Annotated in this window: 16 protein-coding genes and 1 tRNA gene; 8 read left to right on the forward strand and 9 right to left on the reverse strand. The window is 70.9% G+C overall.

The window, feature by feature from the left end; all coding sequences use genetic code 11:
- Window positions 1–177: 177 nt before the first annotated feature.
- From YWY_RS0116000 to YWY_RS24195, 3 genes are all read left to right on the forward strand, one after another.
- Complete coding sequence (locus YWY_RS0116000) at window positions 178–873, forward strand: ABC transporter ATP-binding protein (protein ID WP_028848442.1); 696 nt, start codon at window positions 178–180, stop codon at window positions 871–873.
- Window positions 870–3,071 (forward strand): FtsX-like permease family protein, encoded by a 2,202-nt coding sequence (locus tag YWY_RS0116005; RefSeq protein WP_028848443.1) that lies wholly within the window; start codon window positions 870–872, stop codon window positions 3,069–3,071. The genes YWY_RS0116000 and YWY_RS0116005 overlap by 4 nt, the downstream gene beginning before the upstream one ends.
- 285 nt (window positions 3,072–3,356) lie before the next feature.
- Window positions 3,357–3,518, forward strand: coding sequence for a hypothetical protein (locus YWY_RS24195; protein ID WP_156899303.1), 162 nt, complete (start codon window positions 3,357–3,359; stop codon window positions 3,516–3,518).
- Between the two features lie 244 nt (window positions 3,519–3,762).
- Here YWY_RS24195 and YWY_RS0116015 read toward each other — a convergent pair whose 3' ends face one another.
- From YWY_RS0116015 to YWY_RS0116035, 5 genes are all read right to left on the reverse strand, one after another.
- Window positions 3,763–4,611, reverse strand: coding sequence for a hypothetical protein (locus YWY_RS0116015; protein ID WP_028848444.1), 849 nt, complete (start codon window positions 4,609–4,611; stop codon window positions 3,763–3,765).
- A gap of 398 nt (window positions 4,612–5,009) precedes the next feature.
- Window positions 5,010–5,097: transfer RNA gene (locus YWY_RS0116020), tRNA-Ser, on the reverse strand.
- 95 nt (window positions 5,098–5,192) lie between these two features.
- Entirely contained in the window at window positions 5,193–5,369 is a 177-nt protein-coding gene (locus YWY_RS24200; RefSeq protein WP_156899304.1) for a hypothetical protein, read from the reverse strand.
- A gap of 91 nt (window positions 5,370–5,460) precedes the next feature.
- Window positions 5,461–5,928 carry a nucleoside deaminase gene (locus tag YWY_RS0116030; RefSeq protein ID WP_038045456.1) on the reverse strand — a complete coding sequence of 156 codons (468 nt, stop codon included), beginning with the start codon at window positions 5,926–5,928 and terminating at the stop codon, window positions 5,461–5,463.
- 2 nt (window positions 5,929–5,930) lie between these two features.
- Window positions 5,931–6,425: a tRNA adenosine deaminase-associated protein gene (locus tag YWY_RS0116035; protein WP_028848446.1), complete on the reverse strand. Its 495-nt coding sequence runs from the start codon at window positions 6,423–6,425 to the stop codon at window positions 5,931–5,933.
- A 162-nt stretch (window positions 6,426–6,587) separates the two neighbouring features.
- Here YWY_RS0116035 and YWY_RS0116040 point away from each other — a divergent pair, with 162 nt between their 5' ends.
- The gene (locus YWY_RS0116040; RefSeq protein ID WP_038045676.1) at window positions 6,588–7,556 is read left to right on the forward strand and encodes a prephenate dehydrogenase; all 969 of its coding nucleotides are present in this window, start codon (window positions 6,588–6,590) and stop codon (window positions 7,554–7,556) included.
- A gap of 120 nt (window positions 7,557–7,676) precedes the next feature.
- On the opposite strand, the gene YWY_RS23385 is transcribed toward YWY_RS0116040, so the two are convergent.
- Entirely contained in the window at window positions 7,677–8,228 is a 552-nt protein-coding gene (locus tag YWY_RS23385; protein WP_051310350.1) for an antitoxin, read from the reverse strand.
- Between the two features lie 397 nt (window positions 8,229–8,625).
- Between YWY_RS23385 and YWY_RS0116050 the strand changes: the two genes are divergently transcribed.
- Window positions 8,626–9,609, forward strand: coding sequence for a glucosyl-3-phosphoglycerate synthase (locus YWY_RS0116050; RefSeq protein WP_028848448.1), 984 nt, complete (start codon window positions 8,626–8,628; stop codon window positions 9,607–9,609).
- 72 nt (window positions 9,610–9,681) lie between these two features.
- Here YWY_RS0116050 and YWY_RS0116055 read toward each other — a convergent pair whose 3' ends face one another.
- The 3 genes from YWY_RS0116055 to YWY_RS0116065 form a co-directional block, all read right to left on the reverse strand.
- Complete coding sequence (locus YWY_RS0116055; protein WP_028848449.1) at window positions 9,682–11,373, reverse strand: thiamine pyrophosphate-binding protein; 1,692 nt, start codon at window positions 11,371–11,373, stop codon at window positions 9,682–9,684.
- 135 nt (window positions 11,374–11,508) lie between these two features.
- Complete coding sequence (locus YWY_RS0116060) at window positions 11,509–13,404, reverse strand: FAD-binding monooxygenase (RefSeq protein ID WP_028848450.1); 1,896 nt, start codon at window positions 13,402–13,404, stop codon at window positions 11,509–11,511.
- Between the two features lie 81 nt (window positions 13,405–13,485).
- Window positions 13,486–14,856, reverse strand: coding sequence for an MFS transporter (locus YWY_RS0116065; RefSeq protein WP_028848451.1), 1,371 nt, complete (start codon window positions 14,854–14,856; stop codon window positions 13,486–13,488).
- 167 nt (window positions 14,857–15,023) lie between these two features.
- On the opposite strand from YWY_RS0116065, the gene YWY_RS0116070 reads away from it, so the two are divergent.
- The 3 genes from YWY_RS0116070 to hpaE are packed head-to-tail and all read left to right on the forward strand — an operon-like array spanning window position 15,024 to window position 18,753.
- Window positions 15,024–16,511, forward strand: a complete 1,488-nt coding sequence (locus YWY_RS0116070) for a fumarylacetoacetate hydrolase family protein (protein WP_028848452.1) — start codon at window positions 15,024–15,026, stop codon at window positions 16,509–16,511.
- The gene (locus tag YWY_RS0116075; RefSeq protein ID WP_028848453.1) at window positions 16,508–17,212 is read left to right on the forward strand and encodes a GntR family transcriptional regulator; all 705 of its coding nucleotides are present in this window, start codon (window positions 16,508–16,510) and stop codon (window positions 17,210–17,212) included. The genes YWY_RS0116070 and YWY_RS0116075 overlap by 4 nt, the downstream gene beginning before the upstream one ends.
- A gap of 17 nt (window positions 17,213–17,229) precedes the next feature.
- The gene (gene hpaE, locus YWY_RS0116080; RefSeq protein WP_028848454.1) at window positions 17,230–18,753 is read left to right on the forward strand and encodes a 5-carboxymethyl-2-hydroxymuconate semialdehyde dehydrogenase; all 1,524 of its coding nucleotides are present in this window, start codon (window positions 17,230–17,232) and stop codon (window positions 18,751–18,753) included.
- Window positions 18,754–18,789 lie beyond the last annotated feature (36 nt).

Genomic DNA, 18,789 nt, shown 5'->3' on the forward strand with positions numbered 1-18,789 from the left:
ACCGGGGTGGGGCAGGCCCTCAGCTTCGCGGCCGATTCCCCCTCGGTCACTCGGCCGAGGCACACCGGTCTGCTTGCGGCCGATCGCCCGATGTGCCGCACCCCCTCGCCGCGGGAGGCTCGGCAACCAACAGCGATTTGCGACATGGAGGCTCTTGTGGTTGCTGACCAACGGTCCATGGTGCAGGAGGTGCTTGCGCCGCCGGCCATCTCGGGACGGCACTTGGTGAAGAACTACGGCCCGCACCGTGCGCTCGCCGGTGTGGACATCGACGTTCGCCGGGGCGAGGCGGTCGCCATCGTCGGCCCCTCCGGGTCGGGGAAATCGACGTTGTTGCACGTGCTGGCCGGGATCGTGCCCGCCGACGCAGGCGAGGTGTGCCTGGCCGGGTCGCGGATCGACGAACTGTCCGAGGCCCGGCGCAGCGAGCTGCGGCGCAGCGAGTTCGGCTTCGTGTTCCAGCAGGGAATGCTGGTCGACGAGCTCACCGCGGAGGAGAACGTGGCGCTGCCGATGCTGCTGGGCGGCACCAGCCGGGCGGAGGCGATGCAGGCGGCCCGCTACTGGCTGGACCGGCTGGGGCTGGCAGGCAGGCATCGGAGCATGCCCGGCGAGCTGTCCGGCGGGCAGGCGCAGCGAGTCGCCATCGCGCGGGCGCTGGCCCACCGGCCGACGGTGGTGTTCGCCGACGAGCCGACCGGGCAGCTGGACAGCCGCACCGGCGCGGAAATCATGGACGTGCTGCTGGAGATCTGCGCCGAGACCAACGCGGCGATTCTGGTCGTCACGCACGACCAGGAGCTGGCTTCGCGTGCGACGCGGTCGATCCGTATTCGTGACGGTCGGATCGAATCGGCGGTGTTGACCGCATGAATGCGTTGAGCATCGCATTTCGGGTGTTGCGGGTCGACCGCCGCACGCGAACCTCGGCCTTCCTGACTGCCGTCGGGGTCGCGGTGGCGACCTCGCTGGTGCTGCTGTTGCTCGGTCTGCCCTACGCGGTCGACGCCCGTGAGGAGCGGGTGGCGTGGCAGAACAAAGCCGAGCAGACGCTGGTCGATCAGCGGCAGGACGCGCCGGCCTTGATCAAGATCAGCACGGACAGGTTCGGCGATCAGGAGATCGGCCGGCTGGACGTGGCCCTCACCGGCAAGGGGCGGCTGGACCTGCCGCCCGGTGTGACCCGGCTGCCCGGTCCTGGGGAGTCGCTGGTCTCGCCCGCGCTCGCCGAGCTGATCGACAAGCAGCCGGCGTCGTCGCTGGGCGAGCGGTTCGGCAAGGTCGTCGGGTACATCGGTTCCGCCGGGCTGCGCCATGACGATCAGCTGTTCGCCCTGGTGGGGCAGCGGGTCGAGGACATGGGCGAGGACGCCCTGCCGATCAGCGACTTCACCACGTCGGCCTACTACACCGACTACGATCTGGAACTGCTGGCCGGGGTTGGGCTGGTGGTCCTGCTGGTGCCCAGCCTGGTGCTGGTCGCTTCGGCGGCGCGGCTCACCGCCACGCGTCGTGAGCGGCGGCTGGCCGCGTTCCGGCTGGCCGGGGCGACGCCGCAGCAGGTCATGGCCATGGTGGTGGCCGAGCTGGCGATCCCGACCGTGGTCGGTGTGGTGCTGGGGGCCGCGGTCAACCCGCTGGTGCGCATGTGGGCGTCCGAGGTGCCGTGGGACGGCAGCGAGTGGCACCCGTCCGACCTGGCGGCGCCGACCGAACTGGTCGTCGGCGCGGTCGTCTGCCTGCCGCTGCTGGTGATCGGGGCCGCGGTGTTCGGCCTGCGGCGCGTGGTGATCACGCCGTTGGGGGCGATGCAGCGCACTCCCACGAAGCCGTTGAGCTGGCTGCGGGTGCTGGCACTGCCTGCGGCACTGGCGGTCTTCGTGGTGGCCGCGCAGCTCGGTGCCGGGAACATGGTGGTGCTGGGCGCGCTGGCCACGCTGATCGGCTCGGCCACCGTGGTCGGGCCGTGGGTGACCGCGGCGGTCGGCCGATTCCTGGTGAAGGCGTGGCGCGGACCGGCCGGGTTGCTTGCCGGACGGCGGCTGCACACCGATCCGAAGGCCGCCTATCGTGCGTCCTCCGGCGTGGTGCTGGCGGTGTTCGTCGGTGCCATGGCGCTGACCCTGCTGCCGACGCTCGAGTCGACCGACTTCGGGCCACCGGAGCCGACCTTCGCGCCTTCGACGTTGCGCCTCAACGCCACCGCGGACCAGGCGGACAAGGTGGTCGAACGGATCGACGACCGGTTGACGCGCTACGGCCAGCAGGAACGGGCCGTGCGTCTCGACAACGCTGTCGTCAACGACGCGAACGGCGCGCCCTACCCCGCCTACATCGGCGACTGCAAAGAGGCGGCACCGTTGTTCGGACTGTCCCCGCAGGTGTGTCTCGACCAGCCGGCGGTCTACGGGGTGGGGGGCACTCCGGTGTCGCTCGACGCGGAGTACGACCAGTCCACGTTCCCGCTGCCCAAGGGGGTCGCGACGGCGGACTTGCCGCGCCCCGTGGTGCTGGTGGACCGGGAGCTGGTGCCGGAGGGGTTCAAGGCGACGGCGTCGCTCGTCGCCGTGGCCACGTCGGACACCGACACCGACCTGATCCGGACCGCCATGGTGGCCGGTTCGGCGGGTGCGGAGGTGTTCTCCGACGTGGACATGGTCGCCAGCGGCACCGACCGGCTCGACGAGTTGCGCCGGATCACCGCGATCGGGATCGTCATCGCCGGGTTGCTGGCCGGGTGCAGCGCCGCCATCGCGACGGCAGGCGCAGTGATGGATCGCCGGCGCACGTTCGGTGCGCTGATCGCGGCGGGCACGCAGGTGCCGGTTCTGGCCCGGACGTTGCGGGTCGAGGCGGCGCTGCCCGCGATCATCGCCACGGTGGGCGCCGGTGTCACCGGCACGATCGTCGGCGTCGTGCTGGTGAGCCTGATCGAGAACGCGCCCGCGGTGGTGCTGACACCGTGGCTGCTTGCGCCGGTGGTCGTCGGTGTCATCGTCGCCGTGCTCGCGGGTTCGGTCTGCGGGCCCGCGCTGCGGCGGGTGCGCCAGGAGCCGTTGAGCGACGAGTAGGGGCGCGGGATCACGCGGGCCGGCCTTGCTTCGGGGGAGGGCCGGCCCGCTGCCTTGTGCGCCCCGGCGTTCGTCGTTCCCGGCCGGGTGGCGATCGGTGACCCGGCGGGCCTCGGCCATCTGGCCGAGGCGTGACCAGTCGACCGGTCAACCGTTTCCAGCCGCTCGACCGATCCGCTGACCTGGGGTGATGCCGGATCCTGGAATCACCGGGGTTACGGAGGGGCCACCAGGGGCCCGGGGGAACACGGGGCCGGAGGGGCCCACAGGCACAAGGAGGAGACCGTGATCGTGATTCAGTTGCTGGCCGTCGTCGTGGCGCTGGTGGTGCTGGTGGCCATGGCCGTCGGGCCCGAGTTGAAGGACTGGCACGAGCGCACGCCCGTCTGGCACGACGAGCCGGAGACCACGCACGGGCTGGCCGCCTACAAAAGCCTCGCGCTGTGAGGGTGGGGCCTCGTGCCTGGCCAGGGGAGGCCGGCTCCGGCGAGCGACGCCGTCACGGCCGGGCACGCGCAGTACGACGGCCAGGGCTCGTGATCGATCGGACAGACGGGGTATCCGGACGAAGAGGCCTCGCGCTCGGTAGGGAGCGCGGGGCCTCTTCGTCTTCGAAGGGGGTGGGGGCCTGTTCGGGTCAGCAGGATGTGGGGCCTTCTCGGGTGAGAAAGGGAGCGCGGGCCTGTTCGTCTCAGAAGGGTGTGTTGGCGAACCCGTGCAGGGCGATCTTGTGCAGCAGGTCGCGATAGACCGCGATGTCCGCGGTCGGGTCTCCGGTGATGCCCAGCGTGCTGCGCATGCGGTCGTATTCCCGCTGGGTGTTGGGGCCCCAGATGCCGTCGATGGCCAAGCCGGAGCCCTGGAAGCGGTTGCAGGTCGCCTGGATGAAGAAGGTGGCCGACTGGCTGCCGGTGCGCAGCAGCGGTGGCATGCTGGCGAAGTCGGCGTGGAAGTGGTCGGCATGGTCCGGGTACCAGCCGTCCAGCACGTAGCAGAACTGCCGTCGCAAGGTCGCTTCGACAGCGAGGTAGCGCCGCGCCACGGCGTCGTCGGACGAGGTGTGGTCGCGGTTCAGCGGGGAGCTGACCTGGCCGCTGGCCCACTGCACGACGTCCAGATCCATCGCCGTTCCAGCGCCGTGCTGGCCCGGCTTGTTCACGTAGAACCCGGCGGACACCAGGTACTCGATGCCGCCGTACCCGGCTTGCTGGGAAATCGACCGGAGTTCCCGGATCCAGACGACGAGCGTGTCGAGGAATTCCTGCGTGCAGCGCCAGGTGACCGGGTTCTGGTTTCCCGGATTGGACCGCCAGTAATAGACCGGCGTGCCGTCGATGGCGCTGAACGACACCAGCGCCGAGGAAGCCGGTGCTTGCATCGACTTCGGTAGCTCGGTCCGGGTGATGCGGGCGCTGGCGCCCGCGGCCGGCGGGACCAGCAGGGTCGCGGCGCTCGCGGCGGCGAGCCCGCCGACGGTCCCGAGGAACGCCCTCCGGCCGAGAGAGGATGCCTGGTGGTTGTCCTGCGGTGCAGTGTGCACGGCGACGCCTCCCGTAGGTCGGTGATCCGATCCGAAGGCCGGGACGATAGCGGCGCGCACTGGGAAGAAATAGCGACTTTGTGCGGGAACCGGACAGAAAAATCGCTGTCCGGGAAAAGTTGACGACGATTCGGATTCGTGCGATTTCCGATTTGTGTGATCAGGGCGGGTACGTCGATCTCGACGATGTGACGGGACCGAACGCGATTGCGTGTCCGCGTGTTCGTCGGCGCCTCGGGTGCGAAGGCCCGAGTCCGCTACCCGGGAAGGCGCGCATCGGGTGGCGAACGGAAACGGGCCCAGGAAGGAGGCGTCTGGCGGGCCGTCGGTCAGGAGCCGAGGAACGACTCAGGGCGTCTGGCGGGCCGTCGGCCCGACCAGACGCCCTGGTCCGTCCGCGGTAGCGGTGGGATTTGAACCCACGGAACGGGGTTACCGTTCACTCGCTTTCGAGGCGAGCTCCTTCGGCCGCTCGGACACGCTACCGCCGAATAGGCTACCGGACGGCGGGTGCGATGTCCGAACGGGGGCGGGTCATCACGGGCACCGACCGCCCGCGCCTGCTCGCCCGGCTCGGGCCGTCACTCGGACTTGTCGCCTTCGCCCTTCTCCTGCCCGCTGGCCACCTTCTCCTTGACCTTGCCCTCGGCGTCCTTGGCCTCGTCGGCCTGCTCCTCGGTGGCCACCTTGGCGTCGGCGTCCTCCGCCTTGTTCCGGGACCCGCCGAACAGGCCCTTCACCTTCTCGATGATGCTCATGCGTGTCGCTCTCCCACTGTGTCGAGAGTCTTTCGGGGCACCCGGATCATGCCGTGCGATCACCGCAAAAGCGACGAGCCGTGCCGCGGGTTCACTCGCAGGTGTCACGGTGTCCGGCGAAGAATCGTTCCAGCAGCGCGGCGCACTCGTCCTCCAGCACACCGCCGAGGACTTCCGGCCGGTGGTTCAGCCTGCGGTCACGGACCACGTCCCACAGCGAGCCGACCGCGCCGGTGCGCGGCTGCCAGGCGCCGAAGACCAACCGGGACACCCGGGAGAGCACGACCGCGCCCGCGCACATGGTGCAGGGCTCGACGGTCACCGCGAGCGTGCATCCTTCCAGCCGCCACCCGTCGCCCCACTGAGCGGCCGCCTGCCTGAGCGCCAGGATCTCCGCGTGCGCGGTGGGATCGCCGAGGCCTTCGCGCGCGTTGGCCGCGCCCGCCAGCAGCTCTCCCTTCGGGCTGAACACCACGGCACCGATGGGCACGTCGGCGTCACCGGCCGCTTGGGCGTGGGCCAGCGCGGCGCGTATCGCCTTCTCGGGTTCCACCGGCATGGTCAGGGCCGCTTGGCTGTCCGTTTCACCGCTTCGTCGTACTGGTCGCCGAAGCCGCACCGCTGCGCGATCATCCGGAGCTGTTCGTCCGGGTAGAGGCCCATGTCACCGGCGATCATCGCGAGCTCCTCGGCTGGCAGCCCCAGGTCGGCGACGATGGCCAGGTCACCTTCCGGCCAGACGGCGTCGTCGTCCTCGTCGGGCGTCGGCACACGCAGCATATCCAGCACGTCGGCGGCGATGTCGTAGTCGAGCGCGGCGGAGGCGTCCGACAACAGCAGTTCTGCCCCTCCGGGCGCCGGGCGCAGCAGCACGAAGAACTCGTCGTCGACGTTCAGCAGGCCGAGCACCGCCCCTTCCACGGCGATGGCGCGCACTTCGGTGAGCGCGGTGTCCAGGCTGGTCAGGGCGTTCGTGGAGAGCGGATTGCACCACCAGGCACCCCGTTCCAGGGCGGCTGCCATCGCGAAGCCGGCGACCGGTTCTCGAGCAGTCATCGCATGTCCCCGGCGAATGCTGCCGTCATGACGCCACGGTAGGCCCAATTGGCGGAATGCGCGAGATCAGCGCGTCGGCCAACCGGCGGTTGCGTCGACGGCGGCCCCCGGCCGGACCGTCAGTGGCATAGGGCACACTGGCGCACTGTGCGCGACGTGTGTGTGGTCGGACTCGGCTTGATCGGCGGTTCCGTGCTGCGTGCGGCAGCCAAGGCGGAACGGCAGGTCTGGGGTGCGGCCAGGTCCGAGGAGGATGTCGCGGCAGCACGAGCGGAGGGCTTCGACGCGACCACGTCCCTGCCCGAGGCGCTGAGCCGGGCGGCGGAGCGGGACGCGATCGTCGTCATTGCCGTGCCGCTGACCGCGGTCGAGTCGGTGCTGAGCGACGTCGCGGAGCACGCCCCGCGCGTACTGCTCACCGACGTGGTCAGCGTCAAGCAGCCGGTGCAGGAGATCGTCCGTCGTGCGGTGCCGGAGGCCCGATTCGTCGGCGGGCATCCGATGGCGGGGACGGCCGAGTCGGGGTGGTCGGCCGGCCGGGCGGATCTGTTCGACGGCGCGGCGTGGGCGTTGTGCCTGGCGCACGGCACGGAGCTGGCGTGGTGGGCGGAGATCGCCCACCTGGCGCTGGAGCTCGGCGCGCAGGTCGTGCCGGTGACGCCGGAGCTGCACGACGCCGCGGTTGCCCGGATCTCGCATCTGCCGCACGTGCTGGCGGCGGTGCTCGCCGCGGTCGGTGCGGAGGCAGGCCCGCTGACGCTGTCGCTCGCGGCCGGGTCGTTCACCGACGGCACGCGGGTGGCGGGCACCAGGGTGGACCTGGTGCGTGCCATGACCGAAGGGAACCGCGCGGCGTTGTTGCCTGCGCTGGATGCGGCTTTGGGGATGCTGGGTGCTGCGCGCGGATCCCTGGCGTCGACCGGATCGCTCGCCGCGACCATCGAGGCCGGTCACGAGGCAAGGCGCGCCCTCGCCGCGCTGCGCGCGGCCGCCTCCACGTCGGTGCGCATCGACCTGCGGGCTCCGGACGCCGCGGAAGCGCTCCTGGCCCTGGGCGAGCAAGGCGGGCGGATCACCGAGGTGGAAGGCGGCGCAGCGATCGGGCGGGTGCCAGGTCCGAGTGAGCAGTGAGCGCTGTGCGGCGCGGATGAAACGACGCAGGCTCCCGGCCAGCAAATCGGCGACGAGAGGCCCGAGTGGGTGCGGTCGCCGCGTTCCTGTGCCGGAAGCCTGCGAAAGAGCTGTGCCTGACTAGTCCCACCGATAGGTGTTTTGGTCGCCGGCTGATTCGCGGTCGGACTTGCCGGGGCTGGAGCTGCCCTTGCCTTCCTGCGGGCTGCCGGGTCTGCGCCCAGTGGACGAGGTGTCCGAGCCTTGTGGACTGCCGGGTCCGCGGCCGGTGGTGCTGGGCTGGTCGTCCGCGGTGGCACTCCCTGGGCGGTGGCTGGTCGATGACGTGCTCGAGCCTTGTGGACTGCCGGGTCCGCGGCCGGTGGACGGGGTGTCCGAGCCTTGTGGGCTGCCGGGTCCGCGCCCGGCGGAGCCATGGTCGCTCGCGCCCTTGCTGCTGTGCCCGCCCCCGCCGGCTTCGTCGGTAGGCCGGGCATCCCCCTTGCCGCTCTGGCCCGCCACGAAGCCCTTGGCCTTCTCGGCCACGTTCTCGATGGCCTCCGCCTTGCCCTTGAACTTCTCCTTGGCGAAACCTGCCGCCTTGTCGATCCCCCCGGTGACCTTGTCGCTGTGCTGGCTGAGTGCCTGTTTGGCCTTGTTGGCGAGCTTGCCGAAGTCGACCATGGCGTGCATTCCTCCTCGTTCCCGGCCGGGCCGGGGTCGTCGTCCGGCACCGCAGTGAGCCCGGGCGGCGCTTCGCACCCGTCGCCCGGGCTCGCTACCCGGCGGTGTCGGCTCCCGTCGCGTCCATCCCAGCCGGGGCGAGGTCGCGCCGCAACGCGAGATCCCCCGGCCGGAGGGGACGCGTCGGGTGGGTTGCCCACGATGGCCGTTGGATAACCTCCGACTGGCCGAGTTCACTCGGCCGGGCCCTGTCGGTGACCGGGCCGTGCGACGTGGCACCGGTCGCGACCGGCCGCGCTGTAACACGACCGTTCCCTCACGGGCTCAGGCGGGAAATCCGCATCACCCACTGTTGCGGCACCGACCGTCGGCACTCGCGCCGGCGGGCGACGATGGGGAGGCCGAGATGACGGACCAGGCGAACCGAGTGACCGCACTGTCGTGGCAGGTCGAGCAGTGGCTGCGGCGGCGCACCAGCCGCGCGGCCGACTGGGCGCTGGACGACCTGCTGGCGTGGAAAGGCGCCACCACCATCAGCGTGGTCATCCCGGCCCGCAACGAATCGTCGACCGTGGGCGAGATCGTCCGCACCATCCGCCGGGAGCTGGTCGACGGCGCCGGCCTGGTGGACGAGCTGCTGGTGGTCGACTCGCGGTCCACCGACGCCACCGCGCGGGTGGCTGCCGAAGCAGGGGCGACCGTGGTCGCCGAGCAGGACGTCCTGGCCCAGCTGCCACCGATGTACGGCAAAGGGGAGGCGTTGTGGAAGGGGGTCGCCGCGTCCTCGGGCGACCTGGTGGTCTTCGTGGACGGCGACTTGCGCGAGTTCTCCGCCAGCTACGTCACCGGGCTGGTCGGGCCGCTGCTGGCCGACGAGTCGGTGGTCTACGTCAAGGGCTTCTACCGGCGCCCGTTCGTCGGCGCCGACGAGGTCCAACAGGACGCAGGCGGGCGGGTCACCGAACTGGTCGCCCGGCCGCTGCTGAACATGCACTGGCCGTCGCTCGCCGGCTTCGTCCAGCCGCTGGCAGGCGAATACGCGGGCAGGCGTGACGTGCTGGAGCAGATCCCGTTCATGGCGCACTACGGCGTCGAGATCGGCCACCTGATCGATCTGCACGAGCTGGTCGGCCTGGACGCGCTCGCCCAGGTGGATCTGGGGCAGCGCAAGCACCGGCACCAGTCGCTGCACGACCTCGGCGTGATGGCCGGCCAGATCATGCTCACCGTCAACGACCGGCTGGAGCGTTACGGCCGGATGATTCCGGTCGACCAGCCAGCCACCACGCTCACCCAGTTCCGGCGCGGCTCCGCGGCAGAGCCGGTGGTCAGCCAGCTGACCACGGCCTACCGACCGCCATTGCGGTCGTTGCGCAGCCGCGCGGTCTGAGCGTCCGGCCGCCCTGGCCTTCGGCGGCGCGGGCGGCGACCTCAGCCGTTGCGCGGTGCCGCCGGGCCGCGATCAGGACGGCGGACGTGCCGAGGTGTTCGCGCGCAGGATCTCCTCCTGATACGGCGCCACGACCTTGGGGGAGACGCGCAAGTCGAGCAGCAGGAACGGACGTTGCTGCGGCGGCCGCTCACGCCATTCGGCGAGCGCGTCGAGGTCGTCCAGTTTGCGCACGACGACGCCTTCCGCGCCCACTGCGCGGGCAAGCGCGGCGAAGTCGACCTCGTCGATGACCATCGGCGCGCGAGCCAGGCCCTGGCGGCCGTAGACGTGCACCTCGGCGCCGTACGCGCCGTCGTTCCACACGACCGCCATCCCGCGGCCGCCGGCCACCCGCACCGCGGACTCCAGGTCGGCGGCCGCCATCAGCCCTCCGCCGTCGCCGGTGGTCAGCACGACCGTCGACTCGGGCTTCGCCCTGGCCGCACCGGCCACGCTCGGGAACCCGAGCCCGATCGACTGGAACGCGGTGCCCACCATGATCATCCGGTCCGGCGAGGCGACCGGCCAGTACATGTTCGCCCAGCCGATGAAGTGGCCGCCGTCGGACACCACCACGCGGTCTTCCGGCAGCAGCTCGGCGATCCGGCGGGCGGTGCTGCGCGGATCGAGCCGCCCGTCCGGCGCCAGCTCTTCCCCGGGCTCGTAGGCGCGGGCGGCGGCGACGTCCACCGATTCCCGCCATCCGCTCGGCTTGGCCCCGATCCGGTCGAGCTCGTCGAGCAACCGCTCCGTCACCAGCCGGGCGTCACCGCGCACGTAGCCGCTGACGAACGGGTGCGTCGCGGTCCCGGCCACGTCGACCTGCAACACCTCGGCACCGGGCCCGAACAACTGCCCGAACCGCATGGTGAACTGGTTCAACCCGGCCCCGACCACCAGCACGACATCGGCCTCGGCCACCAGCTTCATCGCCCCGTCGGCGCCGAAGCCGCCGGCCACGCCCAGGTCGTAGGCGTCGTCGAACAGGCCACGCCCCAGCGCGGTCGTGGTCGTCAGCGCCCCGAGCCGGTCGGCCACCTGCCGCAGCACCGGCCCTGCCCCGGACAGCCATGCACCCCGCCCGGCGAGCAGCAGGGGACGCTGCGCGCTCGCCAGCCGCTCGGCGAACCTCCGCACCTGGGCCTCGGCGAACGGACCGGTCGGCCGCAGCGGGTCCAGCAGCCGCGGCTCGGGTGGCTCGGTCTCCGCCGCCCCGCCCTGGGTCGAGGTCGTCACCACCTCCGTCGTCACGACGTCGTAAGGCAGGGCGAGGACCGCGGGCACGCGATAGCTCAGGGCGTGCTCGACGGCGAGGATCACCGTGCCGCCTGCGTCCGCCCGCCCCACGGTGTAGGTGCGGGCCCCGACCGCCGAGGCGAGCGCGATCTGGTCGACGTCCCACGGGCGGTGCCCGGAGGTGGGCGCTTCGCCCGCGATCAGGATCAGCGGCACCCGGGCCTGGGCCGCTTCGGCGAGCGCGGTGATCGTGTTGGTGAACCCGGCGCCATAGGTCGCGGTCGCGGCGGCCAGCCTGCCGGACGCCCGGAAGTAGGCATCGGCGGCCACGACGCAGCCGACCTCGTGACGCATCGGCGTGTAGCCGACGTCGGTGCCGCGATCGAGCGCGTCGATGAGGTGGGCGTTGCCGTTGCCCATCACCCCGAACACGTGGTCGACGTGCCGGGACAGGGTGTGGGCGACGTGTGCGGAGAGGGTGGTCACGCGAACCTCCGTGAGGTTGTGTGGGTGGCGCCCCGAGGGTTGCCCGGGGCGCCACCGGCGGTGGCTACCGGCCGTTGCCGCACCGGCGGTGCAGCCGGCTGTGCGCATGCGGTGCGATCGGGGTGCGACCGCACGTCAACGCTGGGGGAGCAGGCTACGGGAGAAGAACTCGGCGAGCTCGGCGCGCGCGGTCAGCGGAAGGATCGCCGCGACGTACTGGTCCGGCCGCACCACGACCACGACGCCGTCGCGCGACAGTCCTCGCTCCTCGAAGATGTCGGTGTCGCACCACACCGTCGGCTTCGCCGCGAACACCTTCTCCCAGTCGACCAGGCCCAGCGGGCCCGACTTCGGCCGGAACACCGGGGGCACCTTGGTGACGTCGATGTCGGCGAACCCCTGCTGGTAGATGACCTTCACGTCCAGCACGGAGTCCGGGTCCGCGTCCGGCGGCGTGTGGCGCAGCAGCGGGGAGTCCTCCGCCGTGCCCATCCACTCCGCCCACTCCCGCAGCGCGGACGGCTCGTGCGGGCCGGGACGGTCGGCGAACGCGTACACCCGCCAGCGGCCGTCGGCCTTGGCGTGGTGGCCCAGGTGGATGACGTTGCCGTCGCAGGCCAGCGTCACCTTGGCCGACTTGAACCGCATGCCGAGCGGGAACCCGGTGGCCAGGTGCTGGTACTCGTCGGTGCCGACGATCATGGACGGCTCGTACTTGGTCATGAACCCGGACGGGAACTCCGCGGTGGCCAGGTAGTAGTTGGCCAGCTCGTCCGGGTCCTCGATCTCCTCCGGCTTGCGGGCCATCAGCGACGACCACTCACGGTCGAAGTCGATCAGCTGCTGGGCCACCGGCTGCCGCTCCGCCGAGTAGGTGTGCAGCAGCGACTCCGGGGCACGGCCGCTGGCCACCAGGCCGAGCTTCCACCCGAGGTTGAAGCCGTCCTGCATGGACACGTTCATGCCCTGGCCCGCCTTGGCGCTGTGCGTGTGGCAGGCGTCGCCGGCGAGGAACACCCGTGGTGTGCGGTCCGCGCCTTCCGGGACGTCGTCGAACTTGTCGGTCACCCGGTGCCCGACGATGTAGACGCTGTTCCAGGCGACCTGCTGCACGTCGATCGAGTACGGGTGCAGGATCGCGTTGGCCCGGCGGATGATCTCCTCGATCGGGGTCTTGCGCACCCGCTCGAAGTCCTCCGGCTCCACCTCGCCGAGGTCGATGTACATCCGGCACAAGTAGCCGCCTTCCCGCGGGATGTGCAGGATGTTGCCCGCCTGGGACGTGATGGCGCACTTGATCCGCCAGTCCGGGAAGTCGGTGTTGACCAGCACGTCCATCACGCCCCACGCGTGCTTGGCGTAGTCGCCGACGTGCTTGCGGCCGATGGCGTCGCGCACCCGGCTGTGCGCGCCGTCGCAGCCCGCGACGTACTTGGCGCGCACGACGCGGGTCTCGCCTTCCCGCTCGCCCGCGGTGTAGCGGACGGTGACCTCCACCGGGTAGTCGCCGTCCTCCAGCACCTTCAGGTCGACCATCTCGACGCCGTAGTCCGGCACGATCCGAGCCGGACCGTTGCGCGCCGCCTCGGCGAAGTAGTCGAGCACCCGGGCCTGGTTGACGATCAGGTGGGGGAATTCGCTGATCTTGTACCCGTAGTCCTCGGTCCGCGACGTGCGCACGATCCGGCTCGGATCCTCCGGGTCGGGGCCCCAGAAGTTCATCCAGCCGATGTTGTAGGCCTCGGCGATGATCCGCTCGGCGAACCCGAACGCCTGGAAGGTCTCCACGCTGCGCGGCTGGATGCCGTCGGCCTGGCCGAGCTTGAGCCTGCCGTCCCTCCGCTCGATGATCCGCGTGACGACTTCGGGGAACTGCGACATCTGCGCAGCGAGCAGCATGCCTGCCGGGCCGGAGCCGACGATGAGCACGTCCATCTCGTCGGGCAGCTCCGAGGGCCGGTCGATGCCGGTGCCCGCGGCGGGCAGGACGCGCGGGTCGGCGGAGACGTAGCCGTGGTGGTGGAACTGCATCAGGTGCTCCTTACTGCTCTTGCCTGCACGGCACGGCGACCGCGGCGATCACCGCGGTCGCCGTGCCGGGATACGACCGGCTCATGCCCGGCTTGCTCCCAGGATCGGGCTGGCTGCCTGCACATCCTCGTGGTCTGCCCCGAGCGGGATACCCGAACGGTCGCGGATGAGCAAGGTCGCGACAAGTCCGACCGCGGTCATCCCGAGCAGGTACATCGTCACCGAACCGGTGCTGCCGGTGGCCTCCAGCAGCGCCTGGGCGATGGTGCTGGCGAACGCGCCACCGGCGATCGACCCGATCGCGTAGGCGATCGAGACACCGGAGAACCGGATGGACGCCGGGAACAGCTCGGCGTAGTAGGCCGACACCGGGCCGTAGGTGAAGCCGAGGCCGACGCTGAGCGCGGCGAACGCGGCGAACACCGAAGCGATCGAGCCGAGGTGGATGAGCGGGAACAGCGCCAGCACACCGGCGGCCTGCAGCACCCAGCCGAGCACGAAGGTGTTGCGGCGGCCCATCTTGTCGCTGACCCAGCCGGCCACCAGGGTGGAGATCAGCCACACCACCGCGCCACCGACGACCATCCACAGCACGTCGGCGCGGGGCAGGCCGAGCGGCCCGTCCGGGTTGATGGTGTAGTTCTGCAGGAACGGGCCGGTGGTCATGTAGCCGACGGAGTTGTTGCCCGCGAACACCAGCGCGGCCAGCAGCACCAGCACCGTGTGCCTGCGGAACAGCTGGACGATCGGGGTCTTGCTCTGCGCCGCCCGCCGCTTGATCTCGGTGAAGACCGGGCTCTCCTCGACCTTGCGGCGCACGTAGTAGCCGACACCGATGAGCACCACCGACAGCAGGAACGGCACCCGCCAGCCCCACTCGAGGAATTCGTCGCCGGGGGCGATCTGGCTCATGATCGCCATCGCGCCCGCCGACCCGATGAGACCGAGCGGCACACCGATCTGCGGGCCCGCGCCGAACAGGCCGCGCTTGTCCACCGGCGCGTGCTCGCACGCCATCAGCGCGGCGCCGCCCCATTCACCACCGGCCGAGATGCCCTGCAGCACGCGCAGCAGCATCAGCAGGATCGGCGCGATGGCGCCTGCGGTCTCGTACGTGGGCAGCACACCGATCAGCGCGGTGGACGCACCCATGAGCACGAGCGTGAACACGAGTACGACCCGGCGGCCGTAGCGGTCGCCGAGGTGGCCGGCGAGGAAAGCGCCGAACGGCCGGAACAGGAAGCTGATGCCGACGGTGGTGAACCCGACGATGGTGGCCGCGGGACCGCTGAGGCCCTCGAAGAACAACGTCGGCAGCACGAGTGCGGCCGCCGAGGAATAGATGAAGAAGTCGTACCACTCGACGGTGGTCCCGACGACGGTGGCAGCGACGACGCGGCGCCGCTCTCTGGCGCTGATGCCACCGCCGTTGGTGGCGTCCGAGGTGTTCATGAGAACTCCCGCTGGGTGTCGTGACGTCGGTGTCAGACGACTGGGGTGACGTCGTTATCGCGTGTGCCGGGGCCTGGTGCGCCGTTTGCCCTGCTGCGCTCCGTTTGCCCCTCTGCGCGGGTATCGTATACGATTTCGGATACAACACAAGGGTGTGAAGGGAGCTCATGACTTCACCGCAGCAGTCCGCCGGGGATCCCGCGAGCGACAGCCGCTTCGGTGTGCTGCCGCGCCGGCCCGGCAAGATCGTGGCCGTCCACCTCAGCTACGCCTCGCGGGCTGAGCAGCGTGGGCGCCGGCCAGCCCATCCCTCCTACTTCTTCAAGCCGTCGAGCTCTCTCGCGCCGTCGGGCGGCACCGCGGAGCGCCCGGCGGGCACCGAGCTCCTGGCCTTCGAGGGCGAGATCGCCTTGGTGATCGGCACCGAGGCGCGGCGCGTCCCGCTCGCCGAGGCGTGGCGGCACGTCGGCTGGGTGACGGCGGCCAACGACCTGGGCGTCTACGACCTGCGCGCAGCCGACAAGGGCTCGAACGTGCGGTCCAAGGGCCGGGACGGATATACCCCGATCGGCCCGGCGCTGTTGGACGCCGCGTCGCTGGACCCCGCCGGACTGCGGGTGCGGACATGGGTCAACGGTCGCCTCGTGCAGGAGGACACGACCGCGAAGCTGCTGTTCCCGCTCGCCCAGCTGGTGGCCGACCTGTCGCAGCACATGACGCTCGAGGTCGGCGACGTCATCCTCACCGGGACGCCCGCGGGCTCCAGCGTCGTCGGCCCCGGCGACGTCGTCGAGGTCGAGGTCGACGAGCCCGCTTCCGGGGCGACCACCGGGCGGCTCGTCACCACCGTCGCTCAGGGGCAAACCCCGTTCGACCCCGCGCTCGGGTCGCTGCCGCAGGCCGACGACCGGCAGCGGATCGAAGCGTGGGGTTCACGCCAGGCCGCGGGACTGCCGCCGGAGGGCCTGGCGCCGGAGCTGCGCGCCAAGCTCGAGGCGGCCCCGACCGCCGGATTGTCCGCTCAGCTGCGCAAACGCGGCCTGAACGACGTGACGATCGACGGCGTGGCTCCGCTGAAGCCGGGCGTCAAACTGGTCGGCACCGCCCGCACGTTGCGTTTCGTGCCCCATCGCACGGATCTGTTCGCCAGCCACGGCGGCGGCTACAACGCCCAGAAGCGGTGCTTCGACAGCGTCGGCGAGGGCGAGGTCATCGTCATCGAGGCGCGCGGTGAGACCGGCTCGGGCACGCTCGGCGACATCCTCGCGCTGCGCGCCCGCGCCCGTGGAGCGGCCGGTGTGGTGACCGACGGCGGTGTCCGTGATTCTGCCGCCGTCGCCGGCATCCTCCCGGTGTTCGCCGCCGGCAGGCACCCCGCGGTGCTGGGCCGCAAGCACGTGCCGTGGGACACCGACGTCACGATTGCTTGCGGTGGCGCGACGGTGCAGCCCGGCGACGTGATCGTCGGCGACGACGACGGCGTCGTGGTCATCCCGCGTGCGCTCGTCGAGGAGGTCGTCGACGCCGCGCTGGCGCAGGAGGAAGAGGACGCCTGGATCGCCGAGCAGGTCGCCGCGGGAGAGCCGGTGGACGGGCTGTTCCCGATGAACGCCACCTGGCGGGCCCGGTACGAGCAGCAGCGGGGGAAGGCGTGACCGAAGCAGAGACCAAGGCGGCCAAGCAGAGCAAGTCGCAGCGCGCCTACCAGTGGATCAAGGAGCGCATCGCCAACCACCAGTTCACTCCCGGCTACCGGCTGGTGCTCGGCACGATCGCCGCCGAGCTGGGCATGAGCGTGGTGCCGGTGCGCGAGGCGATCCGGCAGCTGGAGGCCGAAGGCCTGGTGACGTTCGAGCGGAACGTCGGCGCGCACGTGGCGATGCTCGACGAGGACCGCTACAGCGCGAGCATGCAGGCGCTCAGCCTGATCGAGGCGGCCGCGGTGGCGCTGGCCGCGCCGACGCTGAAGCCGGACGACCTGCGCCGCGCCCGTGAGGTCAACGACCACATGCGGGAGATCCTGGACCCGCCGCTCGGGTTCGACCCGCACGCGTTCACCGTGCTCAACCAGAAGTTCCACGCAATCCTCTACCGCGCTTGCCCCAATCGGCGCCTGATCGAGCTGATCGAGGCCGAGTGGGCGCGGCTGGGCAACATGCGCGACTCGATCTTCGCGTTCGTGCCTGATCGGGCGCGCGAGTCGGTGCGCGAGCACGACGCGCTGCTCGACCTGATCGAGCGGCGCGCCCCGGCGCACGAGATCGAGCACGCGATGCGCCGCCACCGCGCGGGCACGCTGCAAGCGCTCCTCAGCCACACCCACCCCGACCAGCCGGTCCGGCTGCCCGACCTGTGACGTCAGGAGGTACGTCCATGAGCACCGTCAACGAGCCAGCGGTTGGCCACGTCCCAGCGGACCTGCCCGACCGGATCCAGCACTACATCGACGGCGAGCACGTCGACTCGATCGACGGCGCGACGTTCGACGTGCTCGAGCCGGTCGGCAACACCACGTACGTGAAATGCGCGGCGGGCAGCGCGGCCGACATCGACCGGGCGGTGCGGGCCGCGCGCCGGGCGTTCACCGACGGCCCGTGGCCGCGGATGCTGCCACGCGAACGGGCGCGCGTGCTGAACCGGATCGCCGACATCGTGGAGTCCCGCGACAAGCGGCTGGCCGAGCTGGAGTCGTTCGACTCGGGCCTGCCGATCACCCAGGCCCTCGGCCAGGCACGGCGCGCGGCGGAGAACTTCCGGTTCTTCGCCGACCTGGTGGTGGCGCAGGCCGACGACGCCTACAAGGTGCCCGGCCGCCAGGTCAACTACGTCAACCGCAAGCCGATCGGCGTCGCCGGGCTGATCACGCCGTGGAACACCCCGTTCATGCTGGAGTCGTGGAAGCTGGCGCCCGCGCTGGCCACCGGTAACACCGTGGTGCTCAAGCCCGCGGAGTTCACGCCGCTGTCGGCGTCGCTGTGGGCGGGCATCTTCGAGGAGGCCGGGCTGCCGCAGGGCGTGTTCAACCTGGTGCACGGGCTGGGCGAGCAGGCGGGGGACGCGCTGGTCAAGCACCCCGACGTGCCGCTGATCTCGTTCACCGGGGAAAGCCGCACCGGCGAGATCATCTTCGCCAATGCCGCGCCGCACCTGAAGGGCCTGAGCATGGAGCTCGGCGGCAAGAGTCCCGCGGTGGTGTTCGCCGACGCCGACCTGGAAGCCGCCGTCGACGCCACGATCTTCGGCGTGTTCTCGCTCAACGGCGAGCGCTGCACCGCCGGCTCCCGGATCCTCGTGCAGCGGGAGATCTACGACACCTTCGTCGAGCGCTACGCCGAGCAGGCCAAGCGGGTGCGGGTCGGGTATCCGCACGACCCGGCCACCGAGGTGGGCGCGCTGGTGCACCCGGAGCACTTCGAGAAGGTGATGAGCTACGTCGAGCTCGGCAAGACCGAGGGCAAGCTGGTGGCAGGCGGCGGCCGTCCCGAGGCGTTCCCCACCGGCAACTTCGTCGAGCCCACGGTGTTCGCCGACGTGCCGCCCACCGCGCGGATCTTCCAGGAGGAGATCTTCGGCCCGGTCGTCGCGATCACGCCGTTCGACACCGAGGAAGAGGCGATCGCGCTGGCCAACGACACCAAGTACGGGCTGGCCGCCTACGTGTGGACCAACGACCTCAAGCGCGCACACAACGTCGCGCACGCGATCGAGGCCGGCATGGTCTGGCTGAACAGCAACAACGTGCGTGACCTGCGCACCCCGTTCGGCGGCATCAAGGCTTCCGGACTGGGCCACGAGGGGGGCTACCGGTCGATCGACTTCTACACGCACCAGCAGGCCGTGCACATCACGCTCGGCAAGGTGCACAACCCCACCTTCGGCAAGGCGGAGCGCGACTGAGCACCGGCGCTCACCTCCGGTGCCCCGCAGTCGTGC

Origin of the sequence: Thermocrispum agreste DSM 44070 (assembly GCF_000427905.1) — a bacterium.
Taxonomy (GTDB): domain Bacteria; phylum Actinomycetota; class Actinomycetes; order Mycobacteriales; family Pseudonocardiaceae; genus Thermocrispum; species Thermocrispum agreste.

What these genes read in the sequence shown, in the direction of transcription:
- YWY_RS0116000 (WP_028848442.1), top strand. Translation starts at nt 178, where the DNA reads ATGGTGCAGGAGGTGCTTGCGCCGCCGGCCATCTCGGGACGGCACTTG.
- YWY_RS0116005 (WP_028848443.1), top strand. Translation starts at nt 870, where the DNA reads ATGAATGCGTTGAGCATCGCATTTCGGGTGTTGCGGGTCGACCGCCGC.
- YWY_RS24200 (WP_156899304.1), bottom strand. Translation starts at nt 5,369, where the DNA reads ATGAGCATCATCGAGAAGGTGAAGGGCCTGTTCGGCGGGTCCCGGAAC.
- YWY_RS0116030 (WP_038045456.1), bottom strand. Translation starts at nt 5,928, where the DNA reads ATGCCGGTGGAACCCGAGAAGGCGATACGCGCCGCGCTGGCCCACGCC.
- YWY_RS0116035 (WP_028848446.1), bottom strand. Translation starts at nt 6,425, where the DNA reads ATGACTGCTCGAGAACCGGTCGCCGGCTTCGCGATGGCAGCCGCCCTG.
- YWY_RS23385 (WP_051310350.1), bottom strand. Translation starts at nt 8,228, where the DNA reads ATGCACGCCATGGTCGACTTCGGCAAGCTCGCCAACAAGGCCAAACAG.
- YWY_RS0116050 (WP_028848448.1), top strand. Translation starts at nt 8,626, where the DNA reads ATGACGGACCAGGCGAACCGAGTGACCGCACTGTCGTGGCAGGTCGAG.
- YWY_RS0116060 (WP_028848450.1), bottom strand. Translation starts at nt 13,404, where the DNA reads ATGCAGTTCCACCACCACGGCTACGTCTCCGCCGACCCGCGCGTCCTG.
- YWY_RS0116065 (WP_028848451.1), bottom strand. Translation starts at nt 14,856, where the DNA reads ATGAACACCTCGGACGCCACCAACGGCGGTGGCATCAGCGCCAGAGAG.
- YWY_RS0116070 (WP_028848452.1), top strand. Translation starts at nt 15,024, where the DNA reads ATGACTTCACCGCAGCAGTCCGCCGGGGATCCCGCGAGCGACAGCCGC.
- hpaE (WP_028848454.1), top strand. Translation starts at nt 17,230, where the DNA reads ATGAGCACCGTCAACGAGCCAGCGGTTGGCCACGTCCCAGCGGACCTG.